General features: G+C 62.2%; 24 protein-coding genes. 14 read left to right on the forward strand and 10 right to left on the reverse strand.

The features are described 5' to 3' along the window. Window positions 1-75 precede the first annotated feature (75 nt). The 5 genes from BLR69_RS03825 to BLR69_RS03845 all read left to right on the forward strand — a co-directional run bounded on the left by BLR69_RS03825 (window position 76) and on the right by BLR69_RS03845 (window position 3,617). Window positions 76-1,128, forward strand: a complete 1,053-nt coding sequence (locus BLR69_RS03825; protein WP_071496095.1) for an AbrB family transcriptional regulator — start codon at window positions 76-78, stop codon at window positions 1,126-1,128. Between the two features lie 65 nt (window positions 1,129-1,193). Then, window positions 1,194-1,889, forward strand: a complete 696-nt coding sequence (locus BLR69_RS03830) for a fumarylacetoacetate hydrolase family protein (protein WP_071496094.1) — start codon at window positions 1,194-1,196, stop codon at window positions 1,887-1,889. A 36-nt stretch (window positions 1,890-1,925) separates the two neighbouring features. Beyond that, window positions 1,926-2,834, forward strand: a complete 909-nt coding sequence (locus BLR69_RS03835; protein ID WP_071496093.1) for a helix-turn-helix transcriptional regulator — start codon at window positions 1,926-1,928, stop codon at window positions 2,832-2,834. A 75-nt stretch (window positions 2,835-2,909) separates the two neighbouring features. Next, window positions 2,910-3,356 (forward strand): GNAT family N-acetyltransferase, encoded by a 447-nt coding sequence (locus BLR69_RS03840; protein WP_071496092.1) that lies wholly within the window; start codon window positions 2,910-2,912, stop codon window positions 3,354-3,356. A gap of 3 nt (window positions 3,357-3,359) precedes the next feature. After that, a complete protein-coding gene (locus BLR69_RS03845; protein WP_071496091.1) occupies window positions 3,360-3,617 on the forward strand; it encodes a hypothetical protein in 258 nt (85 codons plus the stop codon). A 266-nt stretch (window positions 3,618-3,883) separates the two neighbouring features. Here the strand turns inward: BLR69_RS03845 and BLR69_RS03850 are convergent, their stop codons facing one another. Continuing rightward, window positions 3,884-4,828: a GGDEF domain-containing protein gene (locus BLR69_RS03850; RefSeq protein WP_071496090.1), complete on the reverse strand. Its 945-nt coding sequence runs from the start codon at window positions 4,826-4,828 to the stop codon at window positions 3,884-3,886. Window positions 4,829-5,075: 247 nt separating this feature from the next. Here BLR69_RS03850 and BLR69_RS03855 point away from each other — a divergent pair, with 247 nt between their 5' ends. After that, a complete protein-coding gene (locus BLR69_RS03855) occupies window positions 5,076-5,324 on the forward strand; it encodes a DUF1652 domain-containing protein (RefSeq protein WP_058427593.1) in 249 nt (82 codons plus the stop codon). On the opposite strand, the gene BLR69_RS30875 is transcribed toward BLR69_RS03855, so the two are convergent. Then, complete coding sequence (locus BLR69_RS30875; RefSeq protein WP_166794343.1) at window positions 5,321-5,461, reverse strand: hypothetical protein; 141 nt, start codon at window positions 5,459-5,461, stop codon at window positions 5,321-5,323. The two genes, BLR69_RS03855 and BLR69_RS30875, sit on opposite strands and share 4 nt — an antisense overlap. A 198-nt stretch (window positions 5,462-5,659) precedes the next feature. Here BLR69_RS30875 and BLR69_RS03860 point away from each other — a divergent pair, with 198 nt between their 5' ends. The 4 genes from BLR69_RS03860 to BLR69_RS03875 are packed head-to-tail and all read left to right on the forward strand — an operon-like array spanning window position 5,660 to window position 7,457. Further along, window positions 5,660-5,971, forward strand: coding sequence for a YXWGXW repeat-containing protein (locus BLR69_RS03860; RefSeq protein ID WP_071496089.1), 312 nt, complete (start codon window positions 5,660-5,662; stop codon window positions 5,969-5,971). Between the two features lie 15 nt (window positions 5,972-5,986). After that, window positions 5,987-6,565 carry an RNA polymerase sigma factor gene (locus BLR69_RS03865; RefSeq protein ID WP_071496088.1) on the forward strand — a complete coding sequence of 193 codons (579 nt, stop codon included), beginning with the start codon at window positions 5,987-5,989 and terminating at the stop codon, window positions 6,563-6,565. Then, window positions 6,562-6,993, forward strand: a complete 432-nt coding sequence (locus BLR69_RS03870) for a hypothetical protein (RefSeq protein ID WP_071496087.1) — start codon at window positions 6,562-6,564, stop codon at window positions 6,991-6,993. The genes BLR69_RS03865 and BLR69_RS03870 overlap by 4 nt, the downstream gene beginning before the upstream one ends. Beyond that, window positions 6,990-7,457, forward strand: a complete 468-nt coding sequence (locus tag BLR69_RS03875) for a periplasmic heavy metal sensor (protein WP_071496086.1) — start codon at window positions 6,990-6,992, stop codon at window positions 7,455-7,457. Before BLR69_RS03870 ends, BLR69_RS03875 begins: the two co-directional genes overlap by 4 nt. Window positions 7,458-7,493: 36 nt before the next feature. Here the strand turns inward: BLR69_RS03875 and BLR69_RS03880 are convergent, their stop codons facing one another. Continuing rightward, a complete protein-coding gene (locus BLR69_RS03880) occupies window positions 7,494-7,856 on the reverse strand; it encodes an NUDIX hydrolase (RefSeq protein WP_071496085.1) in 363 nt (120 codons plus the stop codon). A 127-nt stretch (window positions 7,857-7,983) separates the two neighbouring features. On the opposite strand from BLR69_RS03880, the gene BLR69_RS03885 reads away from it, so the two are divergent. After that, a complete protein-coding gene (locus tag BLR69_RS03885; RefSeq protein ID WP_071496084.1) occupies window positions 7,984-8,964 on the forward strand; it encodes a Gfo/Idh/MocA family protein in 981 nt (326 codons plus the stop codon). Window positions 8,965-9,001: 37 nt separating this feature from the next. Beyond that, the gene (locus tag BLR69_RS03890; RefSeq protein ID WP_071496083.1) at window positions 9,002-9,631 is read left to right on the forward strand and encodes a ribonuclease T2 family protein; all 630 of its coding nucleotides are present in this window, start codon (window positions 9,002-9,004) and stop codon (window positions 9,629-9,631) included. A gap of 26 nt (window positions 9,632-9,657) precedes the next feature. On the opposite strand, the gene BLR69_RS03895 is transcribed toward BLR69_RS03890, so the two are convergent. Beyond that, window positions 9,658-10,356 (reverse strand): SDR family oxidoreductase, encoded by a 699-nt coding sequence (locus BLR69_RS03895; protein ID WP_071496082.1) that lies wholly within the window; start codon window positions 10,354-10,356, stop codon window positions 9,658-9,660. A gap of 106 nt (window positions 10,357-10,462) precedes the next feature. Between BLR69_RS03895 and BLR69_RS03900 the strand changes: the two genes are divergently transcribed. Beyond that, the gene (locus tag BLR69_RS03900) at window positions 10,463-10,897 is read left to right on the forward strand and encodes a winged helix-turn-helix transcriptional regulator (RefSeq protein WP_058426307.1); all 435 of its coding nucleotides are present in this window, start codon (window positions 10,463-10,465) and stop codon (window positions 10,895-10,897) included. Window positions 10,898-10,905: 8 nt separating this feature from the next. On the opposite strand, the gene BLR69_RS03905 is transcribed toward BLR69_RS03900, so the two are convergent. Further along, window positions 10,906-11,748 carry an alpha/beta fold hydrolase gene (locus BLR69_RS03905; protein ID WP_071496081.1) on the reverse strand — a complete coding sequence of 281 codons (843 nt, stop codon included), beginning with the start codon at window positions 11,746-11,748 and terminating at the stop codon, window positions 10,906-10,908. A 226-nt stretch (window positions 11,749-11,974) separates the two neighbouring features. Here BLR69_RS03905 and BLR69_RS03910 point away from each other — a divergent pair, with 226 nt between their 5' ends. Continuing rightward, window positions 11,975-12,562, forward strand: coding sequence for a LysE family translocator (locus tag BLR69_RS03910; protein ID WP_071496080.1), 588 nt, complete (start codon window positions 11,975-11,977; stop codon window positions 12,560-12,562). Here the strand turns inward: BLR69_RS03910 and BLR69_RS03915 are convergent. The 5 genes from BLR69_RS03915 to BLR69_RS03935 form a co-directional block, all read right to left on the reverse strand. Next, window positions 12,504-13,379 carry an AraC family transcriptional regulator gene (locus tag BLR69_RS03915; protein WP_071496079.1) on the reverse strand — a complete coding sequence of 292 codons (876 nt, stop codon included), beginning with the start codon at window positions 13,377-13,379 and terminating at the stop codon, window positions 12,504-12,506. The genes BLR69_RS03910 and BLR69_RS03915 overlap by 59 nt on opposite strands. 49 nt (window positions 13,380-13,428) lie before the next feature. Further along, window positions 13,429-16,923: a hypothetical protein gene (locus BLR69_RS03920; protein WP_071496078.1), complete on the reverse strand. Its 3,495-nt coding sequence runs from the start codon at window positions 16,921-16,923 to the stop codon at window positions 13,429-13,431. Window positions 16,924-17,044: 121 nt separating this feature from the next. Further along, the gene (locus BLR69_RS03925; protein ID WP_071496077.1) at window positions 17,045-19,507 is read right to left on the reverse strand and encodes a TonB-dependent siderophore receptor; all 2,463 of its coding nucleotides are present in this window, start codon (window positions 19,505-19,507) and stop codon (window positions 17,045-17,047) included. A 98-nt stretch (window positions 19,508-19,605) separates the two neighbouring features. Continuing rightward, a complete protein-coding gene (locus BLR69_RS03930; protein WP_071496076.1) occupies window positions 19,606-20,556 on the reverse strand; it encodes a FecR domain-containing protein in 951 nt (316 codons plus the stop codon). Then, on the reverse strand, window positions 20,553-21,074 hold the full coding sequence (locus tag BLR69_RS03935) for a sigma-70 family RNA polymerase sigma factor (protein ID WP_071496075.1): 522 nt from the start codon (window positions 21,072-21,074) through the stop codon (window positions 20,553-20,555). Before BLR69_RS03935 ends, BLR69_RS03930 begins: the two co-directional genes overlap by 4 nt. Between the last annotated feature and the right edge of the window lie 21 nt (window positions 21,075-21,095).

Raw genomic sequence — 21,095 nt, forward strand, 5'->3', positions numbered from 1 at the left:
AACAAATGGATATTTTCTGTGATGAAGGCAAGTCTATAACCTGTCGGCATTCTTCTCCATGCCGAGCGCCCCAAGATGCCCAACCTGCGCCAATACTGGTTCATCACTCTGATCGTCGGTGCTGTGGGTGGCAGCCTTGCCAGTTGGGCGGGATGGCCACTGCCCTGGGTGATCGGTGCGCTGGTCGCCGTGATGCTGACCCGTTGCGCCGGTGGTCTTGTGCCGGAAATCCCCCATGGTCGCCAAGCCGGGCAACTCATCGTGGCGGTCGCCATCGGCTGTCATTTCACCCTGCCGGTGATGCAGCAGGTGGCGGCTCACCTCGGGCTGATCGTCACGGCGGTGCTGCTGACACTGGTGCTGGCGCAGTGTTCGGTACTGATCCTGCACCGCTGGGGTGTGCCTTTCGGCACGGCGTTCTTTGCCTTGATGCCGGCCAACTCCAGCGAGATGGTGCACCTGGGCCGCGAACGCCAGGCGGACACCAGCTTTATCGCTGCTGCCCATAGCCTCCGGCTGCTGCTGATTCTGTTGACGGTGCCTGCCGTCGCCACCTTCGGCATGCCCGCGGTGGCGGCCCGTGTGCCATTGCCAGTGATCTGGCCGTGGCTGATCTTTATCCTGGCGATGGGCTGGTTGGCGGCTCTGGGTTTCAAACAATGCAAGCTCCCCAACCCCTGGACGTTCGGGCCGTTCCTGATCTGCGCGGTGGGGGTGGGCTGTAATCATTTGTCGATGAGCATGCCGGGTTGGCTCAGTGGCAGCGGGCAGGTGTTGATCGGCTGTGCACTGGGCGCCGGGTTTGACCGCGGTTTCATGCGCCGCGCACCGGGCCTGCTGGGCAAGGTACTGCTGTTATTGAGCGCTTCGCTGATCGCTACGGCGCTGGCCGCCTGGGCGCTTGGTGCCGGGTTGCGCATGCCCTGGCTGTCCCTGGCGCTGGGCATGATGCCCGGCAGCGCGCCGGAAATGAGCCTCACCGCCGAGGCCCTGGGCCTAGCCGTGACACTGGTGACGGCGATGCAGGTGATCCGCATGCTGCTGATCCAGGCGGCGTGTTTGCCGCTGTATCGCCTACTGAACCGGGAACCTCAGGCGCAAGCACCGGCCAGTACAAAATCTGCGTAAGCCTGTCCAACTTTTCCTCGGCGGCCCTGGCCATACTGGCGCCAGGTAAACTCGAGGCACAGGCCATGACTGACTACGTATTCACCCCCGCGCCAACCCCATCCCTCGCAGTCCAAGGCAGCGATGCGCGCTTCCCGCTGCGCCGTGTGTTCTGCGTGGGCCGCAACTACAGTGAGCATGCGCGTGAGATGGGTCACGACCCGGACCGCGAGCCGCCTTTTTTCTTTATGAAACCGGCGGATGCCGTGGTACCCGCCGAAGGGGTGATCGCCTACCCACCGCTGACCGCCGACCTGCACCATGAAGTGGAACTGGTGGTGGCCATCGGCAAGGACGGAGTGGATATCGCCCCGGAACAGGCGTTTTCCCACATCTGGGGGTATGGCGTCGGCGTCGACCTGACCCGCCGCGACCTGCAAGCGCAGGCGAAAAAACTCTCGCGGCCATGGGAATGGGCCAAGGCGTTCGATGCGTCTGCGCCGAGCACCGCATTGCGCCCGGTGAGCGCGGTAGGGCATCCGTCCAGCGGCAAGATCTGGCTTGACGTCAATGGCGAACAACGCCAGGTGGGCGACCTGACCGACCAGATCTGGTCGGTCAGCGAAGTGATCAGCCATGCCTCAAGGTCCGTCGCGCTGAAGGCGGGCGACCTGATCTTCACCGGCACCCCGGCAGGTGTCGGTGCCTTGCAGCCGGGCGATGTGGTCACGGCGGGCATCGAGGGCATCGGCGAGTTGCAGTTCACCCTCGGCCAGGCTTGAGGCTAAAGTGGTGACCCGGCCACCCGAGAGACCGTTATGCCAGGCACCCGCGTCACCACCTACGGCATGGAACAGCGCAGCGACCGCCCCGACTTCTACATACGCGACAAACGCGGGCGGGCGGCGCTGACCAGTCCGCATCGGCATGAATACTTCCAGATCCAGATCAACCTTGGCGGCGACACCGTGCAGCACATCGGCGGCGCGGTGCGACCGTTTCCGTGCAAGGCCCTGGCCTTTATCCTGCCCCATCGCCTGCATGTGATCCCCCATCCCGAAGACGGCGAGTTCATGCTGATCAACTTCAGCCAGGGCTTTTTCCTGCCGCAACTGACCTGCGACCCCCTCGACCTGGAAGATATTCCCATCGTTCAGGCGCCAGAGCTTTCACCGTTTCGCTTCCAGGAACACCTGGACTTCATCCTCGATGACGCAGCATTTGAGCAGGTGCAACGCTGGCTCGTTCACATGCGCGAACTGGATGCCCACCGCACCTTCGGCACCCGCGAACGTCTCAAGGGTTACCTGTTTCAACTGATCGGCCTGGTCTGCGAACAATATGCCGAGCCGTTGCAGGCGTTCGCCGCCGACAATGCCACCCGGCGCGGGCGCAAGGATGCGTTGGCGCGGGTGCAGCGCTACCTCCGCGAGCATCTGCACGAGCCGACCCTCAACCTTACCGACACGGCAGCGGCGGCGTTTCTGTCACCCAACTACCTCACGCATCTGTTACGCAAGGAGACCGGCAAACCCTTCTCGCAACTGGTGCTCGACCGCCGCTTGCAGTTGGCGCGCACTTTGTTGCTCAACAGTGCGCAGATGATCGGCTCCATTGCACACCGTTGCGGGTTTACCGATGAAGCTTACTTTTCCCGCTGCTTCCGCAAGGCCCATGGCCTGGCGCCAGGGCAATTCCGTCGCCAGCAGCATGGCGAGTCCTTTTAGGCGGCGGTTTACAAATCCACGACAATCGCTGTGTTTCTATTTGCATACAATTGCGTCCTTCATTGGGAGGCCAGTATGCAAACGCTTATCCGCGCGGCGACGCAGGACGATGTCGACACGCTCTTCACCCTTCGCACCTCGGTGGTGCAAAACCATCTGAGTGTCGAGCAGATGGCCGAGCTGGGCATCACCCCAGAGGTGCTGGCCGACAGCATCCGCGAAGCCCCCTGCGTATGGATCGCCGAAGTGGATGGCCGGCCCGTGGCCTTCAGCATGGTTGACCTGGCAACCGGCGAGGTGTTCGCGATGTTCGTATTGCCGTCCCACGAAAACCTGGGGCTGGGGCGTCGACTGATGGCGGTGGCCGAAGCCGCGCTGTTTGAACACCATGACAGGTTGTTTCTGATCACGGATGGACGCGACGAAATCCGCGCCAACGGGTTTTACCAACGCCTGGGCTGGACGCTGACGGCGCAGGTCGAGGATGGCGACGTGCGGTATGAGAAGAGCAGGGCGCAGTGAGCCATGAGTCCACCCGAGCCGCCGTCCAACAACTTTCGCTACTTCGTGTTCGGAGTACTGTGCGCGGCGGTGTTGCTGGGCGGCTATTTTGTGCAACTCAATGCCCAGGTCGACCGCGAGCGGGATGCGACCAATGAGCGCTTGGCGCTGTGCCGACAGGTGGAAAGTGTGGCGCGCTCGGTGTTGCCCAATAGCCTCGATACACAAGATGCCTGCGAACAGTTGAGCGAGCGTATATCGAAAAGTGTAACGTCGCCTTAACTCAATAACCCTTTTTTATAAGTGGAAATAGCGCCAGTAGTTGCACCAAAAAGTGGCATTTAGATGTTTGGCTACCTTAAAAAATGTGTGGTTATTGAATGACTTACAGCGCTTTCAATCCGACGAAAGGATTAAAATAATCTTGTTACAGCTTTTTACAATCGTTACTATAGCCGGGCGTTCACCTCCCACGGTTTATGCATTTTTAAATCCCAAGTTTCCATCAGCTACTTGGGATTTTTTTTGCCCTGGATTTGACCTTCGCGTCAACCTTCACCGTCGGCGAACTCCGCGCGCATTCGTCCATTGCGTTTGGCCTGGTACAGCAATTTGTCGACCTCTTCGACGAACTCCAGCATCGGTGTATCAGGTTTTACGATACGTGTACCCACGCCCAGGCTCAGGGTCAGCAGGCTCGATACCGCCGAATAACCATGCTCGATCTGTTGCTGGCGGATCAGGTGCAGACAGCGTTGCGCCACCTGCCTGGCCGATTGCGCATCGGTTTCCGGCAGCAACCACACAAACTCCTCGCCGCCGATGCGCGCAATGAAATCCCGTGGCCGATTGGCCGCCTGGGACAAGGTGTGCGCCACCTGGCGCAGGCACTCATCGCCTTTGATATGGCCGTAGTGGTCGTTGTACTGCTTGAAAAAATCGATATCCAGAATGATCAACGACAGTGGCAACTGGCTGCGCTGGGCGCTGGCCCATTCCCGTTCCAGCACGGTGTCGAACATGCGGCGGTTGGCGATGCCGGTCAGGCCATCCTGATAGGAGTATTCCTCGAGTTGTTTCTGCAGGCGCACCAGGTGCTCTTCGGTCTTCTTGCGCTCGCTGATATCGAACATGAAACCGATCAGCGCCTCGACCTCGCCGTCCTTGCGCACCACGTGCACCACATCGCGGATCCACACGTAGTCGCCATTCACCGTCAGCGCCCGGTAATCCGCTTCGTGATCGACCCCGGCGCGGGACTGGGATACGCAGAAATTCACCACGTATTCACGGTCGTCCGGGTGCATGCGCTCGACCCAGTCGTCTACGGTGACCCAACTTTGTGGGGTCCATCCGAGCAACCCCTCGATCTGCGGGCCGATATAGCTGAAGGTCATGCTCTGCCAATCGATACGCCAGGGGATGGCCTTGGTCGACTCCAGCAAGGTTTTGTACACATCGCTGTCGGGCTGGCTCGGAGGGTCGATGCTCATGGGGCGGTTGCTCTGGATGATGGCGAAAAGCCAAGAGCGTCTTTCGATCGGGGCGCCGAGTCAAGCCTTCGCCGGCGCAGCAGACGAGAGGTCGCCAAACGGGTTTCTGGCGCCAGCGGGCCGGCGTTTCCACACGGAAATGAGGCATGGCTAACACTTTTGCACGAACCGCCCCATGCCCCGCAGAACCTCGTCTACTCTGGTTCCATCACAACGACCGGGTGAGGCCCAGGGGTGGGGACTTGTCATGATTTCAATCATTGAATTCAATCGCATCATGGCTTCGGGTTTCCTGCCGCTGGCGTGCGATTGCACCTTGAACAGCGACGGTTCGTTGCGCATCACTGTCTTCGAACCGGTGTCCGGCCGGGTCGACCTGCTGCTGACCGGGGTCTCCCCCGACGGTTTGGACAGCATCCGTTCCATCTCAAACCTGATTGGTGAGTTGCGTACCGAGATCAAGGCCGGGCGTCGCGGGTTTGCTGCGGTGGGTTAGCCGTTGACGGTGTGGGTGGGGGTGTCGAGCGCGCCGTAATAGCGCCAGCAGCAATGGCGATGTTCCGGCACGATCACGCAGCCGCTGAGGCTGACGATCAGCAGTGCGGCAACCAGCATGTAAAGTCGGCGGTACATGGTGTTTCCTCTTGGGTTGTTCAGCGTTAATCCTTCAACGCAGCCACCGGCATAAATCCGTCGCGAAGCTTTCAAACATTTCATCAAGCCCTGCCACCCCCTGCGCAATACTGCTGAAAAACCTGCGACGGATTTTCCTGCCCCCGCCGTTCAACCCATCAGCACCCGCACTTTCGCGTGTTGCATGAAGGAGTTGCCATGAGATCCCTGGCCAAATTGCGCTATGCCTTGCTTGCTCCGCTGGCCCTTGCTGCGTTTGTCAGCACCCCTGTGTTTGCCCAGACCGAAATCATCATCCGCCAGGCACCGCCGCCGGAACGTGTGGAAGTGATCCCCGTGGAACGCCCAGGTTACGCCTGGGACCGCGGCCACTGGCGCTGGGAAGGGCGCGGTTATGGCTGGGTGCCGGGTCACTGGCAGCCGGTGATGCGCAATGCGCGCTGGGAACCGGGCCATTGGGAGGCCCACGGCCCCAATTGGTACTGGCGCGAAGGGCATTGGATCCGCTGACCGAGAATTGCCCGATTGAAAGACACTGATCCGGACGTGGAACTGCTGGCGCGCATCGGTAACAACGAGCCTGCGGCTGTCAACGAAATGGTGACGCGCAAACTGCCGCGTCTGCTGGCGCTCGCCGGCCGGATCCTGGGGGATGCCGACGAGGCCAAGGACGTGGCCCAGGAAAGCTTCCTGCGCATCTGGCGCCATGCGGCCAGTTGGCGCAGTGGCGAGGCGCGTTTCGATACCTGGCTGCACCGTGTGGCATTGAACCTGTGCCACGACCGTTTGCGCCGGCGCAAGGAGCGTCCATTGGAGGACGAGGAGGCGCTGGCGCTGGCAGACAGCGCACCGCTGCCGGATGAACAGCTGGAAGCCGCCGACGGTAGCGCTCGCATGGCCGCTGCGTTGGCGGCGTTGCCCGAGCGTCAGCGCGAGGCGATTGTGTTGCAGTACTACCAGGAGCTGTCGAACATCGACGCCGCGGCCCTGATGAATATCAGCGTCGAGGCACTGGAGAGCCTGCTGTCGCGGGCCCGACGCCAGTTGCGCAGCCAACTTGCCGATACACCCGGGCTCGCCCGCCCAGGAAGGGGAAAACCATGACACCCGAACGCTTTGCTTACCTGGCCGACGCCTATGGCGCCGACCTGCACCGCTGGCCCGGCGCCGAACAGCGTGCAGCCCAGGCATTACTGGACAGCGGCGATGTGCTTGCGCGCGAGGCCCAGCAACAGGCGCGCTGGCTTGACGGCCAACTGGACAGCCACCAACTGGCGTTCGTCGATCCCTCGCTGGCGCGGAAGATTCGCCTGTCGGCCCCGCGCCGCCGTTCATTCTGGTCGCGCTATGCCCGCTGGTTGTCGCCCGCCGGCCTGGTGGGCGTGGGCGTCGCGGGCATCGTCACCGGGATGCTGGTGGCATCCCTGAGTGTGCCGCTGCCGATGCTGTCGTCCGAGGTGCTGCCCAGCGTCTTCGATCAAGGCGACGCGCAAGTCATCTTTACCGTCAATGCCGAGGACACCGAGCAATGAGCCTGAACCCCCTGAAACCCTGGCTGCTGGCCTCGGTCTTGCTCAACGTGTTCCTGATCGGTGGCGTCGGCGGTGGCCTCTACCACTGGATGGCCAGTGCCAAGCCCGTTGAAGCGGTGGTCAACCAGCATGGCTTGCGCCAGGCGATGATCAAGCTGCCGCCGGAGCTGCGCCGGGAACTGCGCCAACTGCTGCGGCACAACCGGGCCGACAGCCAGCCGCTGATCATGGCCGGGCGTGAAGCGCGCATGGGGGTGATCAAGCAACTGGAGGCGCCGAGCCTGGATCGGGATGTGCTGGTGGCGGAACTGGCCAAGGCCCGTGAAGCCGATATGGCGCTGCGTGCGTTGGTGGACACGACGTTGGCGCAGTTCGCCAGCACCTTGCCTCGGGAGGAGCGGCAGAAGTTAGTGGAGGCGTTGTATCTGCGGGGGCAGGCGGCAGGCCGCAAGCCTCAGTCTTGAACGTGGCGCTTGTAGGTCTGCGCCCAGAGCGCTGAACTACAGGCGACGCAGGAAGGATTTGACGATGTGGCGGGTGGCATCGGTGGTGTCCAGCGCGTCCATGGCGCCATAGGGGTGCCACTGGCAATCGATTATTTCATTGCAAGGTTTTGCATCGGCGACGTTCACCACCGACGCTTCGAACACGTGGTGCACGGTGTCGCGGGCTTTGAGCTCCTGCAGGTACAGCAAGCCGTCCACGTTCAATCCGGTTTCTTCTTCCAACTCACGTTCGGCCGCGCCGACCGGGCGTTCATTGCGTTCGACCTTGCCTCCCGGCAATGCCCACTTGGATCTGGCCTTGCGCACGAAGAGGATATGCCCCTCGTGTTCGCAAATGACCGTTGCGCGTATCTTCATCGTCTGTGCCCCCGCAGCGGGATGATTGTCATAAAAGTGTAATGCAATTGTCATGCTAAGTGCTTGTGGCGCTGACGTGTGGGGATGTGGATACTGCCCGATTGATCAAAACGCACGAGGAGAGCAGATGGGCAGCGTACGCTGGGGCATGATCGGCTGTGGCAGTGTCACTGAGTTGAAGAGTGGACCGGCTTTCTACAAAGCGCCAGGTTCTGCGTTGGTAGCCGTGATGGGGCGCCGCGAAGTGGCGGTGCGTGATTATGCGGCACGCCATGGCATTGCGCGGTGCTACACCGGCGCCCAGGCGCTGATCAACGACCCCGAGGTGGACGCGGTGTACATCGCCACTCCCCCGGACAGCCACCTCGAATACAGTCTGATGGTCGCGGCGGCCGGCAAGCATTGCTGCGTCGAGAAGCCCATGTCGCTCAACGCCGAGCAGAGCGCGTTGATGCAGCGCACCTTCGAACGTGCCAGGCTGCATCTGTTTGTGTCCTATTACCGCCGTTCGCTGCCGCGTTTCCAGCAAGTGCGCGACTGGCTGCGGGATGGACGCATCGGCGAACTGCGCCAGCTCACCTGGACCCTGTGCAAGCCACCGGGCGCCAATGATGCCAGCGCCGCCAACTGGCGCACCGACCCGGCCATCGCCGGCGGTGGTTACTTTGCCGACCTGGCCAGCCATGGTTTTGACCTGTTCCAGTACCTGGTCGGGGATATCGTTGAGGTCACAGGCTTTACCGCGCGACAAGCCGGGGGGTATGCGGCCGAGGATGCGGTGACGGCGTGCTGGACGTTCAGTTCGGGCGCACTCGGCATGGGCTGCTGGAATTTTGTCGCGGACCGTCGCGAAGACCAGGTGGAACTGATCGGCAGCCGTGGGCGCATCCGATTCTCGGTCTTCGAAGACCAGCCGCTGCACCTTGAGGGTGAAACCAGCGAAGTGCTGGAAGTGCCGTGCCACGCGCATATCCAGTGGCACCACGTGCTGGCGATGAATGCGCATATCCGTGGCGAAGCCGAGCACCCATCAATGGGCATCGACGCGTTGAAGACCGACCGGATCCTGGACAAGGTGCTACAACGTAACCCCCATCGTCCCGGGTAGGCGGCATAGGGTGGTCTTTTTTCCAAGGAACAGACAGATGAAATACTGGATGGCGGTATGGCTGGTACTGGCGACAAGTGCGATGGCGGCGCCGCGCAGCCAAGGCACACCGGGGGAGTTTGATTTTTATGTGCTGTCGTTGTCGTGGTCGCCGACCTTTTGCCAGACGCACCCGGACAACGAGCAATGTTCCGGCAAGGGCTACGGTTTTGTCTTGCATGGCCTGTGGCCGCAGTACGCGCGTGGTGGCTGGCCGGCCTCTTGTGCGCCACAGTCGCCGTTGAGTCGTGAAGAAATCGAGAAGGGCGCGGCACTGTTCCCGACCCGCTCACTGCTCAAGCATGAATGGTCCAAGCATGGCACCTGCAGTGGCCTGGAACCCTTGGCCTACCTGGAAAAAACCGACCAGGCGCTGGGGGTAGTGACCATTCCGCAACAACTGCAGCCGTTCAATACGCCGCCATCGTTGCAGGCCAGTGAGATCGAGGCGTTGTTCCGTGAAAGCAACCCGCGCATGGGCAATCATGGGCTGGCAGTCATCTGCAAAGGCAAAGTGCTGTCCGAGGTGCGGGTATGCCTGACCAAGGACCTGGCCTTCGCCGGTTGCCCGCGCAGTGTGAAAACCCAATGCCGCGATGGCGACATCCGGATTCCCGCGCAGCGGTGATCGGCCGCTGGCGGGCATCGGGTTGATCAGTTGTTGAGGTAAACCGGACTGTCAGTGGACAACGAGGCCTTCACGGCCAGGGTCATGTCGGTGATCAGCACTTCTTCGCGGTCTTCGCTCAGGGCCTTGAGGGTGATGGCGACCACGTCCTGGGGCGTGCTCTTCGGCGCCTGCACCTCGGCCACCATGTCGGTGTCGATGTAGGCGGGATGCACGCCGATCACCAGGGTCTTTTGCTCACGCAGTTCGCCGCGCAGTCCATTGGTCAGGCCCCACTGGGCGGACTTGGAGGCGCTGTAGCCGCCAGTGCCGGGCGGGCTGAGCCAGCTCAATACCGACAGCACATTGATCAGCGCGCCGCCGCCTTGCCTGGCGAGGATCGGCGCAAAGGCACGGCTGACGCGCAGGGTACCGAAGGTGTTCACGTCAAAGTGCTGTTGCAGGTTCTCGACGCTGTCTTCAGCCAGCAGCGAGCCGTATTTCAGGAACCCCGCGTTGTTGATCACCACATCTACATCGCTGCACTGCTCCGCGGCGCGCTGCACGCTGGCCTGGTCGGTGATGTCCAGGGCAATCGGCGTGCTGCCGGGGATGTCCACGCTGCCTGGATCGCGTGCGCCGGCATAGACCTTGGCTGCACCACCTTGCAGCAAGGCGGTGACGAATGCTTTACCCAGGCCGCGATTGGCGCCGGTGACCAGTACCACTTTTCCACGAATATCCATGATGCGCTCCAGACAAGGAATTAGGTTTAATAATGAAACCGTTTTTATCCTGAGCTTGTTGGTCCTATAATGCAACCTTATTTTGCAAGTGCCCGGAGGGCCGACGATGAAGCGCAAATGCCTGGAAGGCGACGGCTGCCCGGTGGCCCGTGCCCTGGATGTGGTGGGTGACTGGTGGACGTTGTTGATCATCCGTGACGCCTTTGCCGGAGTAACGCGTTTCGGTGATTTTCAAAAACACTTGGGCGTGGCGAAAAACATCCTCGCCACACGGCTCAAGGACATGGTCGAGCAAGGCCTGTTGCAGACCAGCGAAGTCGGTGCGCGCAGCGAATACCAGCTCACTGACAAGGGCCGTGCGCTGATGCCGGTGCTGGTGACGCTGGCGCAGTGGGGCCAGGCCTATACCGAGCCGGAGGATGTCGGCGCGCAAGTGCTGGATGCGCGCTTGCTCAAGCCTCTGCGCAAGGTCGAGATCCTCGCCGAGGATGGCCGGGTGCTGGGCATCGGCGACATCGTCACCCAAATGCCCGGGGCTTGAGGCTGTGCCTATTTGCCGTCGAGGAAGCCCAGCAGTGCCGCATTGAACAACGCCGGGTCTTGCAGGAACGCAAAGTGACTGGTGTTCGGCAGGATCAGCAGGCCGGCGCCGGGGATGGTTGCGGCCATGTACTCGGTGTGCTCGCGCTTGATCGCTTCGTCATGGTCGCCATCGGCAATCAGGATCGGCGTCTTGATGCTTTGCAATTGTGCGTCAGTCCAGTTCGGTTGGCTGGCCCACATATGGCTGATCTGCTCGACAAACGCGTCGTACTCTTTCGGCGTCGGCGACAGCCTGGCGTACTCCTTGCCGGCGCGCTCGATGAAGGCGGCGAAGGTCGGGTTCTTCTCGACGCCGTCCTTCACCCCGGCGGTCTGGGTGTTGGCGGCGAAGGCGAAGACTTTGCCGAGGCGGTCCGGGTGACGCAGGGCCAGGTCGATGCCGATGATGGCGCCGTCGCTCCAGCCGACGATATCGGCGCGGGGGATTTTCAGGTGGTCGAGTACGGCCACCACGTCATCGGCCATCAGGTCATAACCATAGGGTTTTTCATCCCGCGAACTGCGCCCGTGGCCACGGCTATCGATACTGATCACCGTATGCCTGGCCGCCAAGGCCTTGACCTGGTTACCCCAATAATCGGAGTTGGACAGGCCGCCGTGCAGCAGCACCACCGGCGAGCCATGGCCGGTACGGGTGTAGTAGACCTTGATGCCGTTGACGGCGGCATAGCCGGTCTGGGCACCGGCCACAGGGGCGGGCGTTGGCGGCAGGGTTTCCCAGCGTTCAGCGGCTTGGGCGGCGGAAAAACACAGCATCAGGCAGGCGGCTGCCAGCAGGCGACGTGACATGGCGGTTCCTCTTTTTGATCAGCAGGGGTTGAACTCTAGCATCGGGCTCCGCACGGCAAATACGCATTTTTGCCTATCAAAACTGCCTGTGCGAAAGAAAAAAATGCAGTTATATCAATGGAATAAAAGCGTCTAAGCGAGCGAGGGGCATTTTCTTCAATACCTCGACCGAGCGGCCCCTTTACCGTGGCTCCGTCGTCATTCGCTCGAATAACAAGGAACTGCAATGAGTCTGATCATTTCCATGGCTGCCTTCGCACTCGCCACGTCTATCACCCCTGGCCCGGTGAATGTGGTCGCACTGAGTTCGGGGGCGCGTTTCGGTTTTCTCGCCAGCCAGAAACACGTCTTGGGCGCCGCCGTGGGCTTCACGTTGCTGTTGGTGTTGATTGGCCTGGGGTTGCATGAGGTGCTGATACGTTGGCCGATACTGACCCAGTTGATCCAGTGGGGCGGGGTGGCCTTTTTGCTGTACATGGCCTGGAAGCTGGCGGTGGACGACGGCCGGCTCGACGCCGATGGCAGTGCCACGGCGCCGTCGATGCTGTATGGCGCGATCATGCAGTGGCTCAACCCCAAGGCCTGGCTGGCGTGTGTGGCCGGGATGGGGTTGTTCGTGGCCGATGGCGATGCACGGCAGGTGTGGTTGTTTGCCGGGCTCTACCTGGTGATCTGCTATCTGTCGGTGGCGTGCTGGGCCTATGCCGGCACGTTTTTGCGGCGCTACCTGGGCAACCCCCAGGGCGTGCGCGTATTCAACCGTTCAATGGCCGCGTTGCTGGTGGCCAGTGTGGGTTATTTGCTGATGGCTTGAGCACGTCGCGGTATTGCCCCGGCGTTGCGGCGAAATGCTGTTTGAACGCGCGCTGGAAATGCGCCTGGTCGGCAAACCCCGCCGCCAGCGCCACATCGGCGATCAGCGCACCCTGGCGCAATTGGGCGCGAGCGAACTGGATGCGTTGGTTGACCAGGTAAGCATGCGGTGTCAGCCCGTAATACTGCTTGAAGGCGCGGATCAGGTAAGACGGCGACAGTTCGGCCGCCAGGCAGATGTCTTCCAGCTTCAACCCTTCGGTGCAGTGCGTGCGGATGTACTCGGCGGCCCGTTCCAGTTTGTGGTTGACCTCGCGCAGCGGGGTGCCGGCAGGGTTGAGGCGCTGTTGGACGTCGCTGAAGTAACTCACCAGCGCGCCCTGTTTCTGCAGGTGCTCGGCCTGTTCATCGACGAGGATGCGGTACAACTCCAGCAAACCACGGTACAGCACGGCGTCCTGGGTATGGGGCGTATTGAACGGCCGGTAACCCTGGTCGGTGCTGAAGCCTAACTGATGCTGCAACTCCGTCAGCCAGGGCGTGTCGATGTACAGCATCTGATAGGACCACGGCTGATTATCGATGGGGTTGCAGGCATGCACATCGCCGGGGTTCATCAACACCACCGTGCCAGCGCTGATCTGGAACGTGTCGGTGCCATAGTGGTAGTAGCTGCGCCCGCTGGTGATCGCGCCGATGGAAAAATGCTCATGGGCATGCCGGCTGTAGGTGACCTTGCGCCCATCAGCGATGGTGCGCGCCTCGATGAAGGCCAACGCGGGGTCACGCCAGAAACACGGAGCAGTGGCAGCAGTCATGGGCGGGCGCTTCCTCGCAGCAGTTGAACGGACAGGGCAGCAGCGTCAGCTAAAACCCGCCATTGTTCAAGCCCTGGCGTACCAGTGGTGCATAGCGTCGCAGGTAGTCGGCCCATGGGTCGTTGCCGCTCACCGCCTCTGCCAGGGTGATCGGCAGCCGCGCTTTTTCACGTAACGCCTCACCGTCATGCAGCAGATGCCGCTCGACGATGACACGGGTCAATGCGCGGGTGCGTGGTGAGTCGAAGGTACGCGGGACCCGGCGTCCGAAGAGGTCCGGTGCGGGTATTGCGGCGGGCGCCAGGTTGTCGAGTTGACGAATGACCAGGGCGTTGTCGGCAGTGGTCAGCGCCACCTCGGCCGGTCGGGTTCCTTGCGCATAGGCCGGCCAGTCGAAACGCATCCAGGCACTGCTGGCGCCGTTCTCGGCCGCGTGTGTGACCTGTTCATAGTCAAGGTCTGGACGTGGACGAACCAGCAGGTGCCTGGGAAAGATTTCATAGAACTTGCGGTCGCCGTAGTGCGAGACATACATCAGCACGCCGAATCGGCCGACATCGGCAGCCCGCCGCTGGGCAATACCGAAAAACCCCACCAGGCCGTACTCCAGGGCTTCACGACTGGGCAAGGTCAGGTGCGACAACCAATACCGGATGGCAGTCCCATAAGCGTCTTTCAGTTGCCCGAGCTTGCGGTCGAAGGTCTCGAAAAACAGCCGGTTGATCGGGGTCAGCAAATGGAATTGCCGAGCCATTTCCCGGTATTTGACCGCTGTGTTTGTGGAGTGCCAGCGTGTCGACGTGACATCGAGCGCGCCAGCACTGTGCAAGTCGACGAACGAGTACAGTGGGCCGCTGTACACACCTTCGAAACGGCCTTCTTCGGAAAATGGCGAGTTTTCCGGCAGGTACATCAATACTGGTTGATCCAACAGAGGGGTATTGGGGTAAACCCTGCGCAGATCTTCCAGGGCGGTCTGGCGTACGGTCACCACGGGCTGCGCAAACGTCTCGAGCGCGGCGGCCAGGCTGGCTCGCTGTTGGTTGAGGCTGTCCAGCGCCGTGTTGATCGCCTGCACATCGTAATGCGGTTGAGGACCCAGTATGCCGTTGACCACGGCCCACTCCACCACTGGCGGTGCTGCTTCGCGGCTTTCTATGAAGCGCTTCCAGCTGCCCTTTGGCGGTAGTCCGGCCAGGAACATGATCTGGCTGTAGGTCAATTGGCGGGAAGACCCCGGCATGACCCTTTCCATATACATGACGTACTGACGGTACAGCACCCAGGCCTGGGCACTGAGGCATGGCGTTGCATCGGGTATGCCGCGTACGAGCAGGTGCGGGCTTTTTTCACTCAGCAACAGGTGCGCGGCCAGTGCTGCGGTGGCTGCGCCGAGCCCGCTCAGGCTGCTATCGATGCTCTGGCGTACGAACGGCACGCCTTCGCCCCAAAAGTAATCGGAGTTCCAGTCGGTCAGGTTGATACGGGTGGGGAACGCATCGGGCTCGGGATCCAGGCTCAGGATCAGGGCGGCCAGTATCAGCGCCGTGCGGCTGCCGCGTTCCGTACGCTCACCCGCGTGGCCGCCATGCCAGTTCAGGGTGTTCGACAAGGCGTCTGCCAGTTGCTGGGCCAACGGCGTTGCGAGCAGGCGGACCATGAGGAAATCCGCCTGCGCCCTGACATCGGCTATAGACTTGCCGGCGACGATGGGCTGGCCGAGGTACTCGAACAGGGGCACGTCCTGGTCAGCCATGAAACGCTCAATGATGCGCACAATCTGCGCACGCTCGAGCACCGACAGTTTCCAGGCCGAAGGCTGTGAGCCGGACAGCGGCTTGAGCGCTCGCCAGTAGTGCCCCTGACGCGCCGGCAGCGGTTGGCTGACCGCCAATTGCTGCAAAGTCAGGCGTGCCTCATCCAAGGTCTCGGGGCGTTCAAGGTGGTACAGGCGCAGTGCCTGAGAAAGCGTGACCTTGAAGTGACTGCGCAGGTATCCACCGGTTTTGGCCGCGAGCTGTTTGAGGGGAGGGACCAGGGCGGCGAGCTCGATATTGCTCATCACCGCGTCGGTCAGGCTTTTCCAGGTGCCATCCAGGCCATTGGCGCCCACGCTGCCGGTGGCGCTGAGCAACACATGGCTGTCGGGGTCGATACGTTGCTGGGTGCGGATGTCCAGGAAGTCCGGGTGATCGGTCAGCCTGTTGAGCGCCGCGTAGGCTTTTTTAACGGTCGCCTGGAGAGTGTCCTGGTCGACGTTGCTGCCAATATCGAGCGTGTCGGCATCGCTCAGGTTGCCGCCATCGATCACCGTCGACAACGCAGCGCGCAGCGCGTGGCGATCGTTGAGCAGGCCGATGTACTGCCGATAGCGGTAGAGTTCGCCGAACGAGCGGGCGCTGTTCAGTACCACCGGCACCGCGGGAGCAGGCCAGTTGCGCAGGCGCTCGCTCAGGAAGCTGACCTCCGTCCTGCTCAGTGGACGCTCGATGGCATACGCCTGTAAAACCCCGACAATACTGATGCGCCGGTCGGGATAGAGATGACTGCCCAGTTGTTCGCCCAGCGTTCCCAGCCTGTGCCACCGCGCATCGGGCACATTGGGCGCCAGGGTGTTCATCTCCAGCCCGCTGTCGGGGCTCAGCACGCACAACACTTGGCGCTGGTAATCGTAGTAAGTGGGCTGCGGTGCGTCGTCTGTTGTGCCCAGGTCTTGATTGTCGATGATTGCCCGCAACAGGTCGGCCGCTTCTTTGAGGTTTCTGGCCAGTCGCGAGTCGGACTGCAGATACAGTGCGGTGCTGTAGACGTCCAAGGCGTTAAAGCTGCTCTGGTCTTTGACCAACTGTTGCAGGGCGTCAGCCAGTTGCTGAAAGTCACGCGCCTGCTGGCCCAGTTCGGCGTAGATCATCGACTTGCTGCGACCGTTGTCATCAAACCCGGGAAAACCCTGCAAGGCCTCGAGTTCTTCGACAATGGTCTGCGCCTGGAGGCGGTTCGCAGGCATTGGCAAACCATGGAACGCCAGGGTCAGGTTCAACGGAAAGCTGCGCACGCCGGCGGGAGGTACAGGTGCGATATACGGCATGCCCAGCTCGGTCGGGTCCAGGAGTTGGCTGATGTAGATGATCGGGTTGGCCAGTGTCCACCAGGCGGACGAGTCGGCCAGGCAGTAGACCCTGGGCTGCCCGTGAGCCGTCACGCTGAGCCGGCTGTTGTGCACCCGCAGCGTGGCGAGATCAAAGCCTTGGGCGTTGGCCCAGTCGATGAAATCTTTCTGGTTGATGGCTTTGCAAAAGGCTTCGCACCACTGGCCCAACTGTGAATGCTCGATCATTGGTACGGGGTGCGTGGGAAGCGGCAACGCTTGGTTCGAAGCGGTGACCAAGAGACGGGTCAGTTGCGCGATCAGAGGTGGGTCGCCCTCGTTGCGCAAGGTCTGGCGCTCACTCAGGTAGGCGCTGGAGGGGCTGACACTGAGTGGCAGGGGCGTGTCGCTGGGCAGGTTGTCCCAGGTCAGGGCGAGGGCGTGAATGTCATCCATGAGGACGGTTCCGGTTGATGAAACCTCGGATGATGCGCCGCGAGGAGGGGGCATCTGTAGCAGGTGTTTCCTGCAAGGCCGTGGCTTGCGTCAGCCACGGCAGCAAGGTTCAGGCCGGCGCTCAGAAGTCCCAGCGCGTCGCCAATTGCAGGCTGCGCGGCTCGCCATAGAACCCGGTGCCGAAGTTGCCCAGCCCGGTGTAGTACTTTTTGTCGAACAGGTTCTTCACGTTGAGTGTGGTGCTCAAGTGCTCGTTGAAGCGGTAGCGCGCCATCAGGTCGACCAGGTAGTAGCTGTCCTGGGTGATGCGCGCGTTGTGGCCGAAGTTGACGGTGTCAGTCGGGTCGGGCTGGAACACGTTGCCGAAGAACTCACTCTGCCAGTTCACCCCACCACCGACGGTGACGTTCTCCAGGGCACCGGGCAGGCGATAGGTGCTGAACAGGCGCACCACCTGCTGCGGTGTGGTGGTTTGCAGCACCGAGCTGTAGACGTAGTCGTCCTTGGCATCACGGGTGTGCTGGTAGGTGTAGCCGGCGGAGACGTTCCAGCCGTCCAGCACTTCACCCGACAACTCCGCTTCAAAGCCCTTGGTGGTGGCGCCGGCGATGGGGCGGTACACCGAGTCGGTCTCGAAGCCCGAGACGTACTCGGCCACGTTGTCCTGCTGGATACGGAACGCGGCAAAGCTGGCGTTCAGGCGCCCTTCGTAGAACGTGGCCTTGAGCCCGGCCTCGGAGGTTTCGCCCTCGATCGGGTCGAGCAGTTTGCGATCGGCGTCCTTGCTGGTTTGCGGACGGTAGATCTGGGTGTAGCTGGTGTACACCGACCAGGTGTCGTTGAGGTCATAGACGATGCCGGCGTAGGGCGTGACCACGCCGCTCTGGTGATAAGTCGTGCGGTTATCGGCCTTGGTCGGGTCGTAGAAATCGGTGGTGTCGGTGCCGCTGAAGGTGCTGACGCGGGTGCCGAGGATCACCGACAGGTCATCGGTGGGCTTCAGGCGTGTGGCCAGGTAGGCGCCGGTCTGGCGCTGCACGATATCGTTCTGGCCGCTGCGCGGGATGTCCGGCTTGGCGTACTCGCCGTGCCAGTCGAAGATACTGCCCCCCACCGCTGGGTAGATCGAGCCGTACACCGGCACGTCCTGTTTCGAGCGGGTGGCCATGAAGCCCATGATCAGTTCGTGTTCACGGCCGAGCAGGCTGAACGGCCCGCTGAGGTTGACGTCCAGGGTGTTCTGCACCTGGTCGCCCTTGTACTTGCCCATGAACATGTACATGTTCTGGCCGCTGACCGGGTCCGGGTTGCCGCCGCTGGCGGACGCGAGCAGGGTGTCGTGCTGGCTGCGCTTGCGGTCGAGGCTGACTTTGAGTGACCAGTCGTTCGCCAGCTTCTGCTGCACCGAGGCGAACAGCGTCTGGTTCTGGAAGTCGCGGCGGCTCCAGTCGGCGGCCGGGTTGAACGAACGCGAGAAGTTCGTGCGCGAGCCGTCGCTGAAGTACATCGGGAACCCGGTCCAGCTGGCACCACGTGAGCGGGTGTTCTGCTGGTCGATGCCGAAGGTCAGCAGGGTGTCGGGTGTGAGGTCGGCTTCAAGGATGCCGTAAGCGATGTCCTTGGTGTTCTGGTAGTGGTCCAGGTAAGACTGGCGATCCTGGTACACACCGACAAAACGCCCGCGCACATTGCCCGACGCCGTCAAGGGGCCGGAGATATCGCCTTCGGTGCGGTAGTTGTCCCAGGAGCCGAAGGTCTGGGTTACTGAAGCCTTGAACGCTGCCGTGGGTTTTTTGCGGATCAGGTTGACCGTGGCCGAGGGGTCGCCGGAACCGCTCAGCAGGCCGGCCGAACCCTTGATGATTTCCAGGTGGTCGTACACCGCCATGTCGGTGCTGGTGGTGCCATAGTCATACACGCCGTCATAGGTGGAATTGACGCCGTCGTACTGGAAATTGGTGATCGGCAGGCCACGGCTGGAAAACTCCCAGCGCTCGCTGTCGTAGTTCTGCACGCTCACGCCGGGGGCACGGCGCAGGGTGTCGGCGATGCTGTTGGTGCCCTGGTCGTCCATTTGCTGGCGGGTGATCACCGTGATCGATTGCGGGGTTTCGCGCATCGACAGCGGCAGGCCGGTGGCCGAGGCCATGGAGCCGGTGGTGTACGAATGGGTGTCTTCCGTGGTGGCGCCCAGGCCCTGGCCGGAGATCGTCGTGGCGCCCAGCTCCAGAGCGCCGGTGTTGGCCGGGATCAGTTCCAGTACGTAGCCGTTATTGCCCTGGGGCAGGGCCTGCAAACCGCTGCCCTGCAACAGGCGCTGCAAGCCGGCCGCCGGGGTGTAGCTGCCATTCAGGCCGGGGCTGGTTTTGCCGGCGGCCAGGCTGTTGTGGCCCGCGATGAAAATACCCGACTGCTCGGCGAAGCTGTTGAGCACGCTGACCAGCGGGCCGGCGGCGATGCGATAGCTGCGTGAAGCTTCCTGGGTCGAGGGCGATTCGGCGGCTTGCAGCGACGGTGCGCCCAGGCAAAACAGCGAGGTGGCCAGCGCCAGTGGGCGCAGCGCGAAGCGGGCAGGTTGCGACATGGATGTTTCCCTTTGGATCAGATCGATCGGCGAATTGAAAGCGTCTGCAGGGTTAACCGAACGAAGGTGGGAAAAGGGAACTGGTGCTGAGCGTTTTTTTACTTTGGACCGACAGTGACCCACCACGGCATCGGTTTATCCACGCGAATCGGCAGCGCCGCCTGCAACAAACCCAGGGCGTGGTCGCTGTCTTGCAGCGGGAATGAGCCCATCACCGGCAAGTGCGCCACGGCTGGGTCGCAGCCCAGGTGGCCGGGGCGATAGCGATTCAGTTCAGCAATCAATTGGCCGAGCGGCAGGTTATCCGCCAGCAGCACGCCACGGCTCCAGGCTTCACGGGCCGGGGAGACGGGCAGGGTCGGGTTGAAGCCGTTGGCGGTGTACGACACTTGTTGGCCGGCTTCGATGATGCGCACGTGCTGGTCGAGGGTGGTGACTTGCACCCGCCCTTCGAACACATTGAGCTGGGTATGGTGTTCGCCGTGCAGCACACTGAAACGTGTCCCCAGCGCCTGCAGGCGCCCGTGTTCGGTATCCACCAAAAACGGCCGGTGGGCATCCTTGGCCGTGTCGATCAGCACTTCGCCAAAGCGCAACTGCAATAACCGCTGCACCGCATCAAAGCGCACGTCCACAGCGCTCAAGGCGTTCAGCCACACATGACTGCCATCGGCCAGCAGGGCGTCGCGCGTCTCACCGCTACCGGTGGCATAGTCCGCGCTCCAGCCGCCGACCAACCGCGGCAGGGCGGTGTTGCGCCAGGTGCCCCAGGCCAATGTCGAACCCCCGCACAGTACCAGCAGCGTCTTGAGGGTTTGCCGGCGCGAGCTGCGCAATGCCCGGCTGGCGCCATGGGGTTGCTCCATCAAGGGCGCGAAGCGCTGGCTGACGCGCTCCACGTACTGCCACGCGGCCAGGTGCTCGGGGTTCTGCGCGACCCAGGTTTGCCAGCGTTGCTGTTCCTGCGTACCCGCCGGGTCCTGCAGGCGCACGTACCACTGCGCGGCCTGTTCCAGGCTGGCGTGGCTGAGCTTGCCGGGGGTGTTCATTGCACCAGCATCCCGTCGAGCTCGGCTTCCAGGATCGCGCAGTGCAGCAGGGCCTGGGCCAGGTATTTCTTGACCATGCGCTCGCACACGCCCAATTGCAGGCCGATCTGTTTGTAGGGCTGGCCGTGCAGTTGAGCGAGCAGGAAGGCTTCGCGGACGTTCCTGGGCAGACGCGCGAGCATGGCGTCCACTTCGTAGAGGGTTTCGACGATGATTGCCCGTTGCTCCGGGGAGGGGTGCGTGTCTTCCGGACGCTGCGCCAGTGACTCCAACCAGGCTTTTTCCAGCTGGCGACGGCGCCAGTGGTCGATGCACAAACCCCGGGCGATGGTCGCCAGGTACGAGCGCTGGCGCACGTGGTCGGTTTCGGCCAGTGGGCGGTCGAGGATGCGGATAAAGGTGTCGTGGGCCAGGTCGGCGGCATCCCAGCGGTCGTTCAGGCGTCGGCGCAACAGGCCGAGCAGCCAGCTGTGGTGGGTGCCGTAGAGATGGGTGAAAGAGGTCGACACACTGTCCATCCAGCGCAAAAGGATTGGCGT

The organism is Pseudomonas azotoformans, from assembly GCF_900103345.1.
GTDB lineage: Bacteria > Pseudomonadota > Gammaproteobacteria > Pseudomonadales > Pseudomonadaceae > Aquipseudomonas > Aquipseudomonas azotoformans.

What these genes read in the sequence shown, in the direction of transcription:
- BLR69_RS03825 (WP_071496095.1), top strand. Translation starts at nt 76, where the DNA reads ATGCCCAACCTGCGCCAATACTGGTTCATCACTCTGATCGTCGGTGCT.
- BLR69_RS03830 (WP_071496094.1), top strand. Translation starts at nt 1,194, where the DNA reads ATGACTGACTACGTATTCACCCCCGCGCCAACCCCATCCCTCGCAGTC.
- BLR69_RS03835 (WP_071496093.1), top strand. Translation starts at nt 1,926, where the DNA reads ATGCCAGGCACCCGCGTCACCACCTACGGCATGGAACAGCGCAGCGAC.
- BLR69_RS03840 (WP_071496092.1), top strand. Translation starts at nt 2,910, where the DNA reads ATGCAAACGCTTATCCGCGCGGCGACGCAGGACGATGTCGACACGCTC.
- BLR69_RS03845 (WP_071496091.1), top strand. Translation starts at nt 3,360, where the DNA reads ATGAGTCCACCCGAGCCGCCGTCCAACAACTTTCGCTACTTCGTGTTC.
- BLR69_RS03850 (WP_071496090.1), bottom strand. Translation starts at nt 4,828, where the DNA reads ATGAGCATCGACCCTCCGAGCCAGCCCGACAGCGATGTGTACAAAACC.
- BLR69_RS03855 (WP_058427593.1), top strand. Translation starts at nt 5,076, where the DNA reads ATGATTTCAATCATTGAATTCAATCGCATCATGGCTTCGGGTTTCCTG.
- BLR69_RS30875 (WP_166794343.1), bottom strand. Translation starts at nt 5,461, where the DNA reads ATGTACCGCCGACTTTACATGCTGGTTGCCGCACTGCTGATCGTCAGC.
- BLR69_RS03860 (WP_071496089.1), top strand. Translation starts at nt 5,660, where the DNA reads ATGAGATCCCTGGCCAAATTGCGCTATGCCTTGCTTGCTCCGCTGGCC.
- BLR69_RS03870 (WP_071496087.1), top strand. Translation starts at nt 6,562, where the DNA reads ATGACACCCGAACGCTTTGCTTACCTGGCCGACGCCTATGGCGCCGAC.
- BLR69_RS03875 (WP_071496086.1), top strand. Translation starts at nt 6,990, where the DNA reads ATGAGCCTGAACCCCCTGAAACCCTGGCTGCTGGCCTCGGTCTTGCTC.
- BLR69_RS03880 (WP_071496085.1), bottom strand. Translation starts at nt 7,856, where the DNA reads ATGAAGATACGCGCAACGGTCATTTGCGAACACGAGGGGCATATCCTC.
- BLR69_RS03885 (WP_071496084.1), top strand. Translation starts at nt 7,984, where the DNA reads ATGGGCAGCGTACGCTGGGGCATGATCGGCTGTGGCAGTGTCACTGAG.
- BLR69_RS03890 (WP_071496083.1), top strand. Translation starts at nt 9,002, where the DNA reads ATGAAATACTGGATGGCGGTATGGCTGGTACTGGCGACAAGTGCGATG.
- BLR69_RS03895 (WP_071496082.1), bottom strand. Translation starts at nt 10,356, where the DNA reads ATGGATATTCGTGGAAAAGTGGTACTGGTCACCGGCGCCAATCGCGGC.
- BLR69_RS03900 (WP_058426307.1), top strand. Translation starts at nt 10,463, where the DNA reads ATGAAGCGCAAATGCCTGGAAGGCGACGGCTGCCCGGTGGCCCGTGCC.
- BLR69_RS03905 (WP_071496081.1), bottom strand. Translation starts at nt 11,748, where the DNA reads ATGTCACGTCGCCTGCTGGCAGCCGCCTGCCTGATGCTGTGTTTTTCC.
- BLR69_RS03910 (WP_071496080.1), top strand. Translation starts at nt 11,975, where the DNA reads ATGAGTCTGATCATTTCCATGGCTGCCTTCGCACTCGCCACGTCTATC.
- BLR69_RS03915 (WP_071496079.1), bottom strand. Translation starts at nt 13,379, where the DNA reads ATGACTGCTGCCACTGCTCCGTGTTTCTGGCGTGACCCCGCGTTGGCC.
- BLR69_RS03920 (WP_071496078.1), bottom strand. Translation starts at nt 16,923, where the DNA reads ATGGATGACATTCACGCCCTCGCCCTGACCTGGGACAACCTGCCCAGC.
- BLR69_RS03925 (WP_071496077.1), bottom strand. Translation starts at nt 19,507, where the DNA reads ATGTCGCAACCTGCCCGCTTCGCGCTGCGCCCACTGGCGCTGGCCACC.
- BLR69_RS03930 (WP_071496076.1), bottom strand. Translation starts at nt 20,556, where the DNA reads ATGAACACCCCCGGCAAGCTCAGCCACGCCAGCCTGGAACAGGCCGCG.
- BLR69_RS03935 (WP_071496075.1), bottom strand. Translation starts at nt 21,074, where the DNA reads ATGGACAGTGTGTCGACCTCTTTCACCCATCTCTACGGCACCCACCAC.